This window comes from Micromonospora sp. LOL_015 (genome assembly GCF_048060275.1).
Lineage (GTDB): Bacteria > Actinomycetota > Actinomycetes > Mycobacteriales > Micromonosporaceae > Micromonospora_E.
Genome location: NZ_JBHMIO010000006.1, coordinates 95,218 through 109,477, shown reverse-complemented (window position 1 = coordinate 109,477; position 14,260 = coordinate 95,218). Strand labels below are relative to the sequence as shown.

The window sequence follows — 14,260 nt, the reverse complement described above, 5'->3', positions numbered from 1 at the left end:
TCGCGCGGCCGGGAGTTGCGTGGCCGACCCGCTGGGTCACGGTCCCGCTCTGGACGGTGGTCACCTGGCGACAGACGAGCCATCGGTCAACAGTAGTGCGGGCGACCGGGCCGGCAGGTCAGCGGGTGCCGGTCAGCGGGTGTCGGCGACGGGCAGGTCGCCGAATCTGGCGCCGCCTTCGCGTACCAGGTCCGCTGGCAGCCGGCCACCCCAGCGCGGATCGAGGACGACGGCGAGGGACTCCTGGTTGGTCAACGCCGTCGGTAGCGGAGTGCTCCGGGCCGGGCCACTGCGGCATCGGGCCAGATCCAGCCGGATCAGGGTGCCGTCGGTTCGGTGGTACCGCACCGAGCGGCCACCGAGGCAAGTGTCGGAGACATCATCGAAGATCACCGTGCCGCCGTCGGCCAGTGGGTAGCAGATCCGGCCGGCGGCGCAGCTCGCCGCCAGCGCGTCGTCCGGCAACTGGTCGGCCGACACCGAGAACCGGATCAGCAGGGGGCCGTCTCCCCGGTCCAACTGGAGCTGCACGGCCACGCCAGCCGACCCGGCCGGGTTGCCCTTGGCGTACCCGCTGATTCGGCCGGCCGGCAGCAGCCGGGTGAGCAGTTCCAGCGCACCCTCTGCGGTGACCGGTGTGGTGTCGCCGATGGCGGCCGGCGGGATGTCGAGGCCCCACACGGCGACCGGACAGTTGGCCACCTCGGTGGGCGCGGCCGGCAGCGCGGTGACCGTGGCCGTGCCGCCGTTGACGTCACATCCGGACCGGACCGTCGGCTCGCCGGTGGCCGGCGGCACAGGTGCGATGCTCGTCGCCTCGGCCAATTTCGCGTCGGGGGTGACCGATCCGGCCGGTGCCGCCGGCTGACCGACGCCCGGCGCACCGACGTCGGGCGGTCCACCGCCCGGCACCGGCAGCCCGACCCCCACCACCGTCGGGGCCAGCAGTACGGCACCCGTCGCCAGGGCGGCGGCGGTACCGACGCTGGCCGCCCGTCGGTTGCGGCGGCGTCGCCGCCCCAGGCGCACCGACTCGGCGACGAGATCCCCGATCGGTGGGGCCGGCCGCGCGGCCAGCTCCTGTTCCAGCAGTCGCCTCATCTCACCTGCCACGGTGACCGCCCTCTCCGGTTCCGCTGGCTATGTCCGCCGGGCGTCGGTTCGGCGCCCGTACCCGGCATGACGTCCCGGCCAGGCGGTCCGGTGACAGACCGCGCCGGACCGCCTCCAGACATCGGCGGTGCGCACCACGGTGATGTTCTGCGCCTTCGACGGTCCGCCCCTGGTCGTCCGGTTGCACGGCGTCGGCACGGTGGTGCCCGTCGGACCGGCGCTTCGCCGCGCTGGCCGGTGCCTCGGTGACGCGCTTGGTCAACACGGGGTGCGAGCGGTAATCGTCGTCGACGTGCAGCGGGGTCAGTGACTCCTGCGGTACGGCGGACCGCCGAGGACCTCGCCGAGTACCGGGCGACCCGCAACGCGGCCAGCATCGACGATTTGTCCGCCCTCTCCCCACCGCCCAGTCGACCACACGTTACGTTCGTGCGGCGCCGGGGTAGGAGGCGACCCACGCCGCACGACCGGGCCCGCCCCGGCCGGCGGACGTTGCGGGACTCCGCAAATGGACGCGGTGGCGGCGGCCGGGTGACGGGTTCGATGAGCGAGGGTGGCCAGCGATGACAGAGGGTGAGCGGCCGGTCGGCTCCCCGACGGTGCCGGCTCCGCGACCGGCCGTCCCCGCCTTGCTCGCCGCCGCCCTCGACCGGGCCGGCGAGACCAACCGGCTGATCCGGGAGCGTGACTGGAGCCGCAGTCCACTCGGCGCGCTGGACAGTTGGCCGGCCAGTCTGTGCCAGGCGGTTGGCATGATGCTCTCGTCGCAGGCCCAGATCGTGCTCTACTGGGGGCCGCAGCTGCGTGCCTTCTACAACGACGCCTACCTGCCCACCATCGGCGCGAAGCATCCGGCCGCCCTGGGTGAACCCGCCGCCGAGCACTGGTCGGAGCTGTGGGATGTGCTGGAGCCGCTGTTCGCCGGGGTGATCGAGAGCGGGGCTGCCTACCGTGGCACCGACCATCCGTTCCTGCTCGAACGGCACGGCTTCCTCGAGCAGACCTACTTCGACGTCTCCTACGACCCGCTGTGGATCGAGGACGGCAGCGTAGGGGGTGTCTTCTGCATCGTCAGCGAGACCACCGGACGGGTGCTCGGCGAGCGTCGGATTCGTACCTTGGCCGGGCTGGGCAGCCGGTTGTCCGACCTGCAGAGCCAGACCGACCTGCGCCGTGGCGTGCTGGAGGTGCTCGACACCTGCCGCGGCGACATCCCGTTCGCCCTGCTCTACCTCGGATCGGACGCGGACTCCGCACGGCTCGCCGGCTGCACCGGCGTCGCGGCGCAGACCGTCACCGCGCCGACGCAGCCGAGCCCGGTCGACGCCCCGGCCGCGCTGCTGGACGCCTTGCACAGCGGTACCGCGCAGACCGCCCGGGCGGCGGACTTCGTCGCCGTACCACCGGACACGGCGGCGCCAGAGGTGCTCGTCCTGCCGATCAGCGCGGCGACCGAACCGGTCGGTGCCCTCGTCCTCGGCCGCAGCCGGCACCTGCCGTTCACCAGTGACTACCGCGACTTCATGGATCTGCTCACCACCCAGATCTCCAGTGCGGTGACCAGCCAGCGGGCCTATCTGCACGAGCGGGCCCGGGCCGCCGAACTCGCCGTGATCGACCAGGCCAAGACCGACTTCTTCGCCAACGTCAGTCACGAGTTCCGGACCCCGCTGACGTTGCTGCTCGGCCCGATCGAGGACCAACTCGCCGACGTGGACCTGCCGGTGCCACATCGCGAGCGGGCCGAGATGATGCACCGCAATGCCCTGCGCCTGCTCAAGCTGGTCAACACCGTGCTGGACTTCTCCCGGCTGGAATCCGGTCGGGCGCGGGCGGCGCTGCAGCCGGTCGACCTGGCCGACTTGACGAACCGGTTGGCCAGCACGTTCCGGTCGGCTGCCCAGCGGGCCGGGCTGGACCTGGTCGTGCATTGCCCACCGCTGCCCGGGACCGTGCAGGTGGACCCGGATCTGTGGGAGAAAATCGTCCTGAACCTGCTGTCCAACGCGGTGAAGTTCACCTTCGACGGCACCATCACCGTGCGGTTGCGGGCGCTCGACACGTCGGTCGAACTCACCGTCGCCGACACCGGGGTCGGTGTTCCCGCCGCTGACCTGCCGCACCTGTTCGAACGGTTTCACCGGGTGGCCGGCACCCGGGCCCGCAGCCACGAAGGCACCGGGATCGGGTTGGCGCTGGTCCGTGAACTCGTCCAACTGCACGGCGGGACCGTCGCGGTCCGCAGCGAACCCGGTCAGGGCAGTGTCTTCACCGTCGAGATCCCGGTCGGCACCGGGCCGAACCCGCCGGCCGGCCAGGACCCTGAATACCCAACCGGCCAGGACCCTGAATACCCAACCGGCCAGGACCCTGAACACCCGGCCGGGCGCGACGAGGCCGGCGACACCATACAGTTGTACCTGGCCGAGACGCAGCGGTGGAGCGTCGGGCCGGCGCGGGAGGTGATCGAGCAGCCACGGGTCGACCAGCCCGTCGGGCGGATCCTGGTGGCCGACGACAACGCCGACCTGCGGGACCACGTGATCCGGTTGCTGGCGCCGCACTGGCAGGTGGTCGCCGCGGCCGACGGTGCCGCAGCGCTGGCCCTCGCCACCCGTACCCCCTTCGATTTGATCCTGACCGACGTGATGATGCCGGAACTGGACGGTTTCGGCTTGGTCACGGCGTTGCGTGCGGACCGGCGGACCCGGCATGTGCCGATCGTCGTGCTCTCCGCCCGGGCCGGTCCCGAGGCCGCCGTGCAGGGCCTGTCCGCCGGTGCCGACGACTACCTGGTCAAGCCGTTCGCGGCGCAGGAACTCGTCGCCAGGGTGCGGGCCAACGTCGAACTGGGTCAGCTGCGCGGCCGGATCATTTACCAGCTGCGGGCGCTCGCCGACGCAGCCGTCGCGGTCAACACCGCGCAGACCACCAGCGAGGTGCTGCGGGTCGCGGTCGAGCACATCCAGCAGCTGGTCCGGGCTTCGAAGGTGGTCGCCACCGCCCCGGGTGCCCGCTACGAGGCGGACGGTGGCGGCCAGCCCTCCGCCGACCCGGCGACGGTCACCCCGTTCATCGGTGCCGGCGGGGAACGGCTGGGCGAGCTGTCGGTCTGGCCCTTCGCCGGCGCCGACCCGGACCCCGACGAGGCGGCGCTGGCGGAATTCGCCCGGATGGTCGGGCTGCGGCTGGGCAACGCCCGGCTGTACGAGGCGGAACACCGCATCGCCAGCACCCTGCAGCACAGCCTGCTGCCCCAGACGCTGCCCCGGGTGCCCGGCGCGCTGATCGCCAGCCGCTACCTGCCCGGCAACGCCGAGGCAGAGGTCAGCGGCGACTGGTACGACGTGGTGGAGGTCGGCGGTGGCCGGCTGGTTCTGGTGATCGGCGACGTGGTCGGCAAGGGTGTGAACGCGGCGGCCACTATGGGCCAGCTACGCAACGCGCTGCGGGCGTACCTTCTGGAGGGGTTCTCGCCAGGTGACGCCCTCACCCGGCTGAACCGGCTGGTCACGACGATGGGCCGGCGTTCCCTCGCTACCGTGGTCTGCCTGTGGTTCGAACCGTCGAGCGGTGTGCTGCGCTACGCCAGCGCCGGCCATCCGCCACCGGTGGTGGCCGCCGGGGCAACGGTAGGGCTGCTGCACGACCGGGCGCTCGGCCCACCGATCGGGGCGATCCGGGGCAGCCGCTACGACACGTCGACCGACCGGCTCGACGTCGGCAGCCGACTGATCTGCTACACGGACGGGCTGATCGAGGACCGCACCGTGGGCATCGACGGCGGTCTGGACCAGGTCCGGGCCGACGCCAGAGCCGGCGGTGACCACGTCGAGGAGCTCGCCGACCGGCTGCTGCGCCGGGTGGCCCGCCGGCCCCGCCGTGACGACGTCGCGGTGCTGGTGCTGGAGGCGACCGACCTGGACCGCCTCAGGATGCGGCTGCCGGCGCAGGCGCGGGCACTGGCGCTGCTGCGTCGACGGCTGGCGGACTTCTTTGCCGCGCACCGGATCGACGACACCGACCAGTTCGATCTGACCGTGGCGATCTCCGAGGCGGCAGCCAACGCGATCGAGCACCCGGTCACCCCCGCGCAGCCGGACATTTGGCTAGAGGTCGATATCGACGGGGACGACCTGGTCGCAAGCGTGCGGGACAGCGGCGGTTGGCGGGAGACCTCCGACACCGGGTTCCGCGGTCGGGGACTGGCGTTGATCGCCGCCCTGGCCGAACTGCGGATCGACCGGGACGGGCAGGGCAGCGAGGTCACGTTGCGCCGTCGACTGGCTCCCCGACCGGATCCGGACTGACCACCCGGGCCTGGCTGCCGTCCCGGATCGCCTCGGCGGCCAGCCACGGCTGCCCGCCGAGGCCGGAGATGTCCAGGACCCGGCGGACCTGCCGGGACGGCAGCACCGTCAGCGCCTGCGGGTAACGGTCGGTGAGCTGGAGCAGCGCGTGGATGGCCGCCGAATCGAAGAACGAGACCGTACGCAGATCGAGGGTCACCTTGCCGGCGTCCTGGTGGATCGCGGCGTGGTACATGTGCTCGGCGGTGGCCATGTCCACCTCGCCGCTGACCGTGACGGTCAGGTGGTCACCGTCCAGGTCACTGGTGGCGGAGAAGAGCTGCTCCGGACCCTGCTGATCCACGAAAGTAAAGATGGCACAACTGTGCGGCTCCAGCAAGATTCGGTGGTAAACGGTCGGTCGCTCAGCGTGTCCGCGGCGGCTCGGTCGCCGGCCGGTCGGGTCGACACCGACGGCGCTAGGCTGGACGCATGACCTCCGTCCGCGCTCCGCTGACCCCTGGAAAGATCTCCCCGTGGCGGCCGGTGCCGGCGCACATCACCCGGCCGGAGTACGTCGGTCGCAAGCAGCCCGCGCCCTGGCGCGGCTCGCACGTCCAGTCCCCGGACACCATCGAGCGGATGCGGGTGGCGGGTCGGCTCGCCGCCTGGGCCGTGCAGCTCGCCGGTGAGCACTGCAAACCGGGGGTCACCACCGACGAGATCGACGCGGTGGTGCACGACTTCCTCTGTGACAACGGTGCCTACCCGTCGACCCTGGGCTACAAGGGGTTCCCCAAATCCTGCTGCACCAGCCTCAACGAGGTCGTCTGCCACGGCATCCCCGACTCCACGGTGCTGGCCGACGGCGACATCGTCAACGTCGACGTGACCGCCTACATCGGCGGAGTGCACGGCGACACCGATGCGACCTTCTGCGTCGGGGAGGTCTCACAGGAGGCCCAGCTGCTGGTCGAGCGGACCCACGAGGCGATGATGCGGGGCATCCGGGCGGTGGCCCCGGGGCGGCAGATCAACGTGATCGGCCGGGTGATCGAGTCCTACGCCCGGCGGTTCGGCTACGGCGTGGTACGCGACTTCACCGGCCACGGCATCGGCGAGGCGTTCCACAGCGGGCTGTACGTTCCGCACTACGACAGTCCACGACCCACGGACGTGATGGAACCGGGGATGACGTTCACCGTCGAGCCGATGATCACGCTCGGCACGCACGAGTACGACATGTGGCGGGACGGCTGGACGGTGGTCACCAAGGACCGCCGGTGGACCGCCCAGTTCGAGCACACGATCGTGGTCACCGAGGACGGCTTCGAGATCCTTACCCTGCCCTGACCGGACCGGGGCCCAGCAGACTGGTCTCACAGTGGTCGAGCCAGCGGATCTCCGCCTCCGCCCGGAACAGCATCGCGTCGAGCACCAGCCGGCCGACGCGGTCGACGTCGGCCGACCTCGCTCTGGAACGGTTCAGCTCCCGTACCGCGTCCAGGGTTGCCGCCCGTTGCGCCGCGACCACCCCGCGGACGTCCGCCCCTGGCGTGCTCAGCGCAAGGGCAATCTTCACCGTCAGTTCGTCGCGGCCTTGGCCGACGCGGCCGACCGGGCTGCTGAACCAGGTGGTCAGCGCGTCCCGGCCGGCGGCGGTGATGGCGAACGGTCGCTGCCCGGCCGCGTTGCCCGCCAGCGCACGCACCAGCCCGTCGCGTCGCAGCCTGGCGAGCGTGGTGTACACCTGTCCGATGTTGAGCGACCACGCCCCACCGGTGGCCTCCTCGAAGGCTGCCCGGAGCTGGTACCCGTGCATCGGGCCCCGGTCGAGCAGCGCGAGCAGTCCGTGGCGGATCGGCATGCCAGCTGAGTATGCATACCGGGTAGATGGGCGGCAACCGGGATCATGAATCGCGGTTCCGGTCACGCTTGCGCCGGGATGGACTGGCCAGGTCGCGCTCAGCCGGGCCGGCCCGGCCAGGTCGGCACAGCCGGTGTGGCGCCGGCCGCCTGTCGCCAGCGGGTCGCGCGGACCGCGTACTCGATCAGGGCGGTGAGCGCCGCCTCGCGGTCCGCGCCCGAGGTGACCGGCAGTACCGCCCGCCAGACAGCTGCGGCCCGCTCCTCCACCTCGGCGGCCAGCCGCAGGGCGCTGGTCGCGTCGGTGACCGGGAACGGCAGTTGATAGGCCGGTTCGACCGGCGGCGCGGCGGCACCGACCCGCAGGATCAGCTGGTCGCGCCGGTCCCGGTGGGCGGCCTCGGCGTCGTGTGCCCGGGCAGCGGCGTCGCCGGCGAGATGGACCCCGAGCACGCCGTAGGCGAAGATCGCCGCGTACTCGGCGGTGAGTGCCTGCTCCCATCCGTCAGCCACGGTCGGCGCTCCTTCTGATCCGGTGGTCCACGTTTATCGGAGCACCTCGAGGTGGCAAGCGCGGGCCGCGGCGATCGAGCCCAGTAGCGCGGCCCGGTCGGCGGCGGCGGTGTGGCACGCCGCGACGGCCTCGGCTGCGGCGGCCTCCTCTGCGGACCGCAACGCGGTGAGCGCGGCGGCCCGGTCGACTGGCGAGGCCGAGGTGCCAGCTCCCGGTGTGGCCGTGCCCGGCGGTACGGCGGAGCCCGGGGCGCTGGGCTGGCCGCCCGGGCCGGCGGCGGGCGTCGTCGGGGTCGGTAGGGCGATCCCGGTCAGCCGGCTGAGCTCCTCGGCGTGCGTCCGGTGGGTGGCGACGACCGGGGCCAGCAGCGGGCCGAGCTCGGCTGGCGCGGTCATCGCGGCGTCGTACCGCGCCACCAGGTCCAGCGTGGCGGCGAGCAGTCCGGCCAGTGGATCCGGTTCCGGCTCGGGCTCCGGCTCACCGCCGAGCAGGCCGCACCCGGCCAGCCCGGCCGGGACGGCGACGGCGACCGCGGCACCGACGGCACCCCGGATCACTCCGCGTCGGCTGCAGGGGCCGGCCGCAGCGGTGGCCGGGTGCGCGGTCCTGCCGATCGCCCGCCGGCCTGGTTGGTTCGCGAACACCGGACCAGTCAACACCATCGGCGCCGCAGCCGGTCCGCGCCTCCCGGGGATCGGCCCGCGCGAGCCTATCCGGAAAGTTCTGCAGTAGCGACTCAGTGTGGTCGTCGCTGTCCGGGTGGCTACCCGTGCCGGCTTGCGGTCGGGTGTCCGGTTTCCCTCGGTGCGCCGGGGGGCCGATCGCCTCGGCCGCGCGTTACGCTCTGCCCAGTCGCGTCGGAGTAACATCCGACGGCGCTCCTGGTGTCGCCTCGAGCGGCCAACGAGGAAGATAACGGTGGAAGGGTGCGGAGATGACACAGCGTGACCGTGCCGGTGGCAGGTCACCCGGTTCCCGCGCCCGCCGGGCCGCCACCCCCCGGCCCCGTCCGGACGGCGCCCAACGGCCCCAGGTCGCAGCTGCGGCCCGGCGCGACCGGTTGCGGGCGATCGTCGAGCCGGTGGTCCGGGCGGCCGGCTTCGACCTGGAGGACGTCTCGGTCTCCCGGGTGGGTCGTCGACACCAGGTCCGGGTGATCGTCGACGCCGACGGCGGTGTCGGGCTCGACTCGGTGGCCGAGGTGTCCCGTGCGGTCTCGGCGGCCCTGGACGAGGCCGAGTCGGTGGCCGGTGCGGAGCTGATCGCCGGCGAATACCAGCTCGAGGTCAGCTCGCCCGGCGTGGACCGGCCGCTGCGGTTGCCCCGGCACTGGCGCCGCAACACCGGCCGGCTGGTGCGGGTGACCGCGGCCCAGCGCCAGGTGACCGGCCGGATCGTTACCGCCGACGACGAATCGGTGCAGTTGGACGTCGACGGTGGCGTCCAACGGTGGCCCTACGACGACCTCGGCCCCGGGCGGGTCCAGGTGGAGTTCAACCGCCTCGACGAGGTCGTCGACGATGACCCGGCGGATGTCGACGACCCGTCCGACGACGACGAAGTGGAGGACGAGGAGAGGTGAACATCGACCTCGCGGCGCTGCGCGCACTGGAGCGCGAGCGGGAGATCCCGTTCGACACGATTCTCGCGGCGATCGAGGCCGCGTTGCTGACCGCGTACCGGCACACCGAGGGTGCGCAGACCCATGCCCGGGTCGAGATCGACCGGCGCAGCGGGATGGCGCTGGTCTACGCCCAGGATCTCGACGCCGAGGGCGCGGTGCTGCGCGAGTGGGACGACACACCGCATGATTTCGGGCGGATTGCCGCGATGACCGCCAAACAGGTGATTCTGCAGCGGTTGCGGGAAGCGACCGACGAAGTTCACTTCGGGGAGTACGCCGGGCGCGACGGTGACCTCGTCACCGGAGTGATCCAGGCCCATGAGGCCCGTACCGAGAAGGGAATCGTCACCGTCGACCTGGGCAAGCTGGAAGCGGTGCTGCCGGCCGCAGAGCAGGTGCCGGGCGAGACCTACCCGCACGGCCAGCGGATCCGGTGCGTGGTGGTGCACGTTGCCAAGGGGTTCCGAGGGCCGCAGATCACCCTTTCCCGGTCCCACCCCAATCTGGTCAAGCGGCTGTTCGCGCTGGAGGTCCCAGAGATTGCCGACGGCACCGTGGAGATCGCGGCGATCGCCCGTGAAGCGGGCCACCGGACCAAGATCGCGGTACGGTCGACCGCTTCCGGGGTCAACGCCAAGGGCGCCTGCATCGGTCCGATGGGCCAGCGGGTGCGGGCGGTGATGAGCGAACTGCACGGCGAGAAGATCGACATCATCGACTGGTCCGACGACCCGGCCGCTTTCGTGGGCAACGCGCTGTCGCCGGCGAAGGCGTTGCGGGTCGAGGTGGTCGACGCGGCCACCCGTACCGCCCGGGTGACGGTGCCGGACTTCCAGCTCTCGCTGGCCATCGGCAGGGAAGGGCAGAATGCCCGGCTTGCTGCCCGACTGACCGGCTGGCGGATCGACATCCGGCCGGACACCGAGGCCGGTTCCGCCGGTCGGGATCCGGCCCCGGAACCGGGCGGCGCGGTCTCTGGCGCGTCGGGGTAGACTTTTCTCGTGGTACGACGTGCGTTGCCGGTGCGCACCTGTGTGGGCTGCCGACGACGTGCACCGGTTCACGAGCTGCTACGGGTTGTCGTAGTTGGAGGCGAGGACGTGTCGCGCCTGCGACCTGATCCGATCCGTGGTCTGCCGGGGCGGGGTGCGCACCTGCATCCCGATCCGGCATGTCTGGAGCTGGCGCAGCGGCGTCGCGCCTTCGGGCGGGCGCTGCGAGTGTCCGGTGTCGTCGACACCGGCGAGCTGGCCGAGTACATCAGCACGTCAACCGCTACGTCCGGTCATCCGGCCGGACGAGGGTCGCACAGCAAGGTAGGACGACCGACATGAGCACACGATGAAGTCCCAGCAATGAGCAGGCTTCTAGTGCACGAGTGAGGTCGCTGCGGGTGCTGCCCGCACGACCTCGGAGTGAGGAGTGCAGTGGCAGGCAAGGCCCGCGTACACGAGCTCGCCAAAGAGCTCGGGGTCGAAAGCAAGACCGTTCTCGCCAAGCTCAAGGAGATGGGCGAGTTCGTGAAATCCGCGTCGAGCACGGTGGAAGCACCCGTCGCCCGGCGCCTCCGTGGTGCGTTCGCGGCGGCGTCCCAGTCGTCGTCACCGACGGCACCGGCCCGACCGGCCGCGTCGCCGACGAACAGCACCGAGCCGAGAGTCTCCGCCAAGCCGGCGCCACCGCGCCGGCCGGCGGCGCCCTCGTCGATGCGCCCCAAGGGCCCGGTGCCCGGTCCGCCGCCGTCGGCGGCCCCGGTGGCCAAGCCAGCGAGTGCGCACGACATCGAGGTGGCCGCCGCCGAAGCGCGGGCGGCAGCGCTCAAGGCCGAGCAGGAGGCCAACGTCAAGGCCGCCCAGCAGGCGGCGAAGCAGCGGGACACCGGCCGGCGGGAGCCCCCGGCGGACGGCGGTCCCCGACCCAAGCCTGGGCCGGGGTCGGTGCCGCCGCGTCCGGGTAGCCCGGCAGCCGGTCGCTCGGCCGGTGGACGGCCGGCGACGCCCGGTGCGCCGTCGCCTGGGGCACCCGGTCGGCCGGGTGCCCGCCCGCCGGCGCGGGGCGGCAACAATCCGTTCGGCATCAGCCAGGGTGGCGGGCAACGACCCGCCGCCGGTGGCGGGCAGCGGCCCAACCCGGCGTCGATGCCACCGCGGCCGAGTCCGGCGTCGATGCCACCGCGGCCGAGCCCGGCCTCGATGCCGTCGCAACGCCCGGGTCGCCCGGGTGGTCCCGGCGGCGCCGGTCGCCCCGGTGGTCCCGGTGGCGGCGGTCGCGGCGGCGGTGGCGGCGGTTACCGTGGCGGCCCTGGCGGCGGCGGTGGCGGCGGTTACCGTGGCGGCGGCGGTGGCGGCGGTTACCGCGGCGGTCCCGGTGGCGGCGGCTTCCGTGGTGGTGCCCCTGCCGGTGGCGGCGGTCGGCCCGGTGGTGGCGGCCGTGGTCGTGGCGGCGGCACCGCGGGTGCCTTCGGCCGGCCGGGTGGGCGCCCGACCAGGGGCCGCAAGTCCAAGAAGCAGCGCAGACAGGAATTCGACAACCTCTCCGCGCCGACGATGAGCTCCGGCGCGCCGCGTGGCCAGGGCCAGGCGGTACGGCTGTCGCGTGGGGCGTCGCTGTCGGACTTCGCTGACAAGATCAACGCCAATCCGGGGTCGCTGGTCCAGGAGATGTTCAACCTGGGTGAGATGGTCACCGCCACCCAGTCCTGCTCGGACGAGACGTTGCAGTTGCTGGGTGAGCACCTCGGGTTCAACGTACAGATCGTCAGCCCGGAGGATGAGGACCGCGAACTGCTCGCGCAGTTCAACATCGACCTCGACGCCGAGGTGGACTCCGACCGGCTGGTCACTCGCCCGCCGGTGGTGACCGTGATGGGCCACGTCGACCACGGTAAGACCAAGCTGCTCGACGCGATCCGGCAGACCAACCTGGTCGAGGGCGAGGCCGGCGGCATCACCCAGCACATTGGTGCCTACCAGGTGCACGTGCCGCACGACGGGGTGGACCGCGCGTTGACCTTCATCGACACCCCGGGTCACGAGGCGTTCACCGCCATGCGTGCCCGTGGTGCGCAGGTCACGGACATCGTGGTGCTGGTGGTCGCGGCCGACGACGGAGTGATGCCGCAAACCATCGAGGCGCTGAATCACGCCAAGGCGGCCGACGTGCCGATCGTGGTCGCGGTCAACAAGATCGACAAGCCGGAGGCCAACCCGGACAAGGTTCGCCAGCAGTTGACCGAGTACGGTCTGGTCGCCGAGGAGTACGGCGGCGAGACCATGTTCGTCAACGTGGCGGCCAAGCCTGGCACCGGCATCGATCAGCTGCTGGAGGCGGTGCTGCTGACCGCCGACGCGGCGCTCGAGCTCACCGCTCCGGTCGACGGCCCGGCGCAGGGCATCGCGATCGAGGCGCACCTGGACAAGGGCCGGGGCGCGGTGGCGACCGTACTGGTGCAGAAGGGCACTCTGCGTACCGGCGACTCGATCGTGGCGGGCGGCGCGCACGGCCGGGTCCGGGCCATGCTCGACGAGAACGGCAAGCAGCTCGCCGAGGCGGGCCCGGCCCGACCGGTGCTGGTGCTCGGCCTCACCGCAGTGCCCAGCGCCGGCGACACCTTCCTCGCCGCGCAGGACGATCGGACGGTGCGGCAGATCGCCGAGCAGCGGCAGGCCCGACGGCGGGCGGCGAGCTTTGCCAACTCGCGCGGCCGGGCCACTCTGGAGACGCTCATGGAGCAGATCAAGGAGGGTGAGAAGACCTCGCTCAACCTGATCCTCAAGGGCGATGTCTCCGGCTCGGTCGAGGCGTTGGAGGACGCGCTGTTCAAGCTCGACATCCCGGACGAGGTCCAGCTGCGGATCCTGGACCGGGGTGTGGGTGCGATCACCGAGAGCAACGTGATGCTCGCGAGCGCGTCCGCCGAAGCGGCAACGATCATCGGCTTCAACGTCCGGGCCTCCAACAAGGTCCGGGAAATCGCCGACCGCGAAGGCGTGGAGATCCGGTACTACACCGTCATCTACCAGGCCATCGAGGAAATCGATGCGGCGCTCAAGGGCCTGCTCAAGCCGGAGTTCGAGGAGGTCGAGCTGGGCAGCGCGGAGATCCGCGACGTGTTCCGTTCGTCCAAGATCGGCAACATCGCCGGCTGTATGGTCCGGTCGGGCATCATCCGACGCAACGCCAAGGCCCGGTTGCTGCGCGACGGCGCGGTGGTGGCGGACAACGTCACCATCAGCTCGCTCAAGCGCTTCAAGGACGACGCGACTGAGGTCCGGGAGGGCTTCGAATGCGGTCTGACCCTGGGGAACTACAACAACATCCAGGTGGGCGACATCATCGAGACCTTCGAGATGCGGGAGAAGGCCCGTACCTGATCCGCGTAGCGTAAGGCTCGCAGCACGCCGACAGGCGGCCCACGACCGGTGTACCTCACCGGCTCGGGGCCGCCTGTCGGCGTCCAGTGCCGGCCTGGGCCGCCCGGCACGGCGTATCCTTCGGAACGATGTTCACCGGAACCGCGACCTTCGACATGCTCCTGCCGGGCGACTCCCAGTCGCTGAAGGCGAAACGCTCCTACGTGCGCCCGCTCGTCGCCGCGCTGCGCCGCTTCGAGGTCTCCGCCGCCGAGGTCGGCGCGCTCGACCGGCATGGTCGGGCGGAGATCGCGGTGGCCGTGGTAGCGGCCGACGCGGCGCACGTACGTGAAGTGCTGGACAACTGCGAACGGACGGTGGCCGGTCGGCCTGAGATCGAGCTGCTCTCCGTCCGGCGTCGGCTCTACGGTGCCGACGACTGATCTACGACACCGACCGGTCCGGCATGCGGGCGCACCGACCGGTCCGGCGTACGGCGCAC

13 protein-coding genes are annotated in these 14,260 nt (G+C 71.8%); 8 read left to right on the top strand and 5 right to left on the bottom strand.

The annotated features are described in order from the left end of the window. Positions 1 to 132: 132 nt before the first annotated feature. On the bottom strand, positions 133 to 1,101 hold the full coding sequence (locus tag ACFHWU_RS08475; RefSeq protein WP_416590231.1) for a hypothetical protein: 969 nt from the start codon (positions 1,099 to 1,101) through the stop codon (positions 133 to 135). A 139-nt stretch (positions 1,102 to 1,240) separates the two neighbouring features. Here ACFHWU_RS08475 and ACFHWU_RS08470 point away from each other — a divergent pair, with 139 nt between their 5' ends. Beyond that, positions 1,241 to 1,423, top strand: a complete 183-nt coding sequence (locus ACFHWU_RS08470; RefSeq protein WP_416552941.1) for a hypothetical protein — start codon at positions 1,241 to 1,243, stop codon at positions 1,421 to 1,423. 253 nt (positions 1,424 to 1,676) lie between these two features. Next, a complete protein-coding gene (locus tag ACFHWU_RS08465) occupies positions 1,677 to 5,423 on the top strand; it encodes a SpoIIE family protein phosphatase (protein WP_416590230.1) in 3,747 nt (1,248 codons plus the stop codon). On the opposite strand, the gene ACFHWU_RS08460 is transcribed toward ACFHWU_RS08465, so the two are convergent. After that, positions 5,380 to 5,766 (bottom strand): STAS domain-containing protein, encoded by a 387-nt coding sequence (locus ACFHWU_RS08460; RefSeq protein WP_416552937.1) that lies wholly within the window; start codon positions 5,764 to 5,766, stop codon positions 5,380 to 5,382. The two genes, ACFHWU_RS08465 and ACFHWU_RS08460, sit on opposite strands and share 44 nt — an antisense overlap. Before the next feature lie 128 nt (positions 5,767 to 5,894). Between ACFHWU_RS08460 and map the strand changes: the two genes are divergently transcribed. After that, entirely contained in the window at positions 5,895 to 6,755 is an 861-nt protein-coding gene (gene map, locus ACFHWU_RS08455; RefSeq protein ID WP_416590229.1) for a type I methionyl aminopeptidase, read from the top strand. Here map and ACFHWU_RS08450 read toward each other — a convergent pair. The 3 genes from ACFHWU_RS08450 to ACFHWU_RS08440 all read right to left on the bottom strand — a co-directional run bounded on the left by ACFHWU_RS08450 (position 6,742) and on the right by ACFHWU_RS08440 (position 8,426). After that, on the bottom strand, positions 6,742 to 7,269 hold the full coding sequence (locus ACFHWU_RS08450) for a PadR family transcriptional regulator (RefSeq protein WP_416590228.1): 528 nt from the start codon (positions 7,267 to 7,269) through the stop codon (positions 6,742 to 6,744). The genes map and ACFHWU_RS08450 overlap by 14 nt on opposite strands. Positions 7,270 to 7,367: 98 nt before the next feature. Continuing rightward, complete coding sequence (locus ACFHWU_RS08445; protein WP_416552933.1) at positions 7,368 to 7,781, bottom strand: ferritin-like domain-containing protein; 414 nt, start codon at positions 7,779 to 7,781, stop codon at positions 7,368 to 7,370. Positions 7,782 to 7,814: 33 nt separating this feature from the next. Further along, complete coding sequence (locus tag ACFHWU_RS08440; RefSeq protein ID WP_416552931.1) at positions 7,815 to 8,426, bottom strand: hypothetical protein; 612 nt, start codon at positions 8,424 to 8,426, stop codon at positions 7,815 to 7,817. Positions 8,427 to 8,716: 290 nt separating this feature from the next. Here ACFHWU_RS08440 and rimP point away from each other — a divergent pair, with 290 nt between their 5' ends. The 5 genes from rimP (at position 8,717) to ACFHWU_RS08415 (ending at position 14,201) form a co-directional block, all read left to right on the top strand. Continuing rightward, positions 8,717 to 9,364, top strand: coding sequence for a ribosome maturation factor RimP (rimP, locus tag ACFHWU_RS08435; protein WP_416590227.1), 648 nt, complete (start codon positions 8,717 to 8,719; stop codon positions 9,362 to 9,364). After that, positions 9,361 to 10,398 carry a transcription termination factor NusA gene (gene nusA / locus ACFHWU_RS08430; protein WP_278167954.1) on the top strand — a complete coding sequence of 346 codons (1,038 nt, stop codon included), beginning with the start codon at positions 9,361 to 9,363 and terminating at the stop codon, positions 10,396 to 10,398. Before rimP ends, nusA begins: the two co-directional genes overlap by 4 nt. Before the next feature lie 9 nt (positions 10,399 to 10,407). Continuing rightward, complete coding sequence (locus ACFHWU_RS08425; RefSeq protein WP_416552925.1) at positions 10,408 to 10,740, top strand: YlxR family protein; 333 nt, start codon at positions 10,408 to 10,410, stop codon at positions 10,738 to 10,740. A 93-nt stretch (positions 10,741 to 10,833) separates the two neighbouring features. After that, positions 10,834 to 13,779 (top strand): translation initiation factor IF-2, encoded by a 2,946-nt coding sequence (infB, locus tag ACFHWU_RS08420; RefSeq protein ID WP_416568139.1) that lies wholly within the window; start codon positions 10,834 to 10,836, stop codon positions 13,777 to 13,779. A 128-nt stretch (positions 13,780 to 13,907) separates the two neighbouring features. After that, positions 13,908 to 14,201 (top strand): DUF503 domain-containing protein, encoded by a 294-nt coding sequence (locus ACFHWU_RS08415; protein WP_416552921.1) that lies wholly within the window; start codon positions 13,908 to 13,910, stop codon positions 14,199 to 14,201. The last annotated feature ends 59 nt before the right edge of the window (positions 14,202 to 14,260 follow it).

What these genes read in the sequence shown, in the direction of transcription:
- ACFHWU_RS08475 (WP_416590231.1), bottom strand. Translation starts at nt 1,101, where the DNA reads ATGAGGCGACTGCTGGAACAGGAGCTGGCCGCGCGGCCGGCCCCACCG.
- ACFHWU_RS08465 (WP_416590230.1), top strand. Translation starts at nt 1,677, where the DNA reads ATGACAGAGGGTGAGCGGCCGGTCGGCTCCCCGACGGTGCCGGCTCCG.
- map (WP_416590229.1), top strand. Translation starts at nt 5,895, where the DNA reads ATGACCTCCGTCCGCGCTCCGCTGACCCCTGGAAAGATCTCCCCGTGG.
- ACFHWU_RS08450 (WP_416590228.1), bottom strand. Translation starts at nt 7,269, where the DNA reads ATGCCGATCCGCCACGGACTGCTCGCGCTGCTCGACCGGGGCCCGATG.
- rimP (WP_416590227.1), top strand. Translation starts at nt 8,717, where the DNA reads ATGACACAGCGTGACCGTGCCGGTGGCAGGTCACCCGGTTCCCGCGCC.
- ACFHWU_RS08415 (WP_416552921.1), top strand. Translation starts at nt 13,908, where the DNA reads ATGTTCACCGGAACCGCGACCTTCGACATGCTCCTGCCGGGCGACTCC.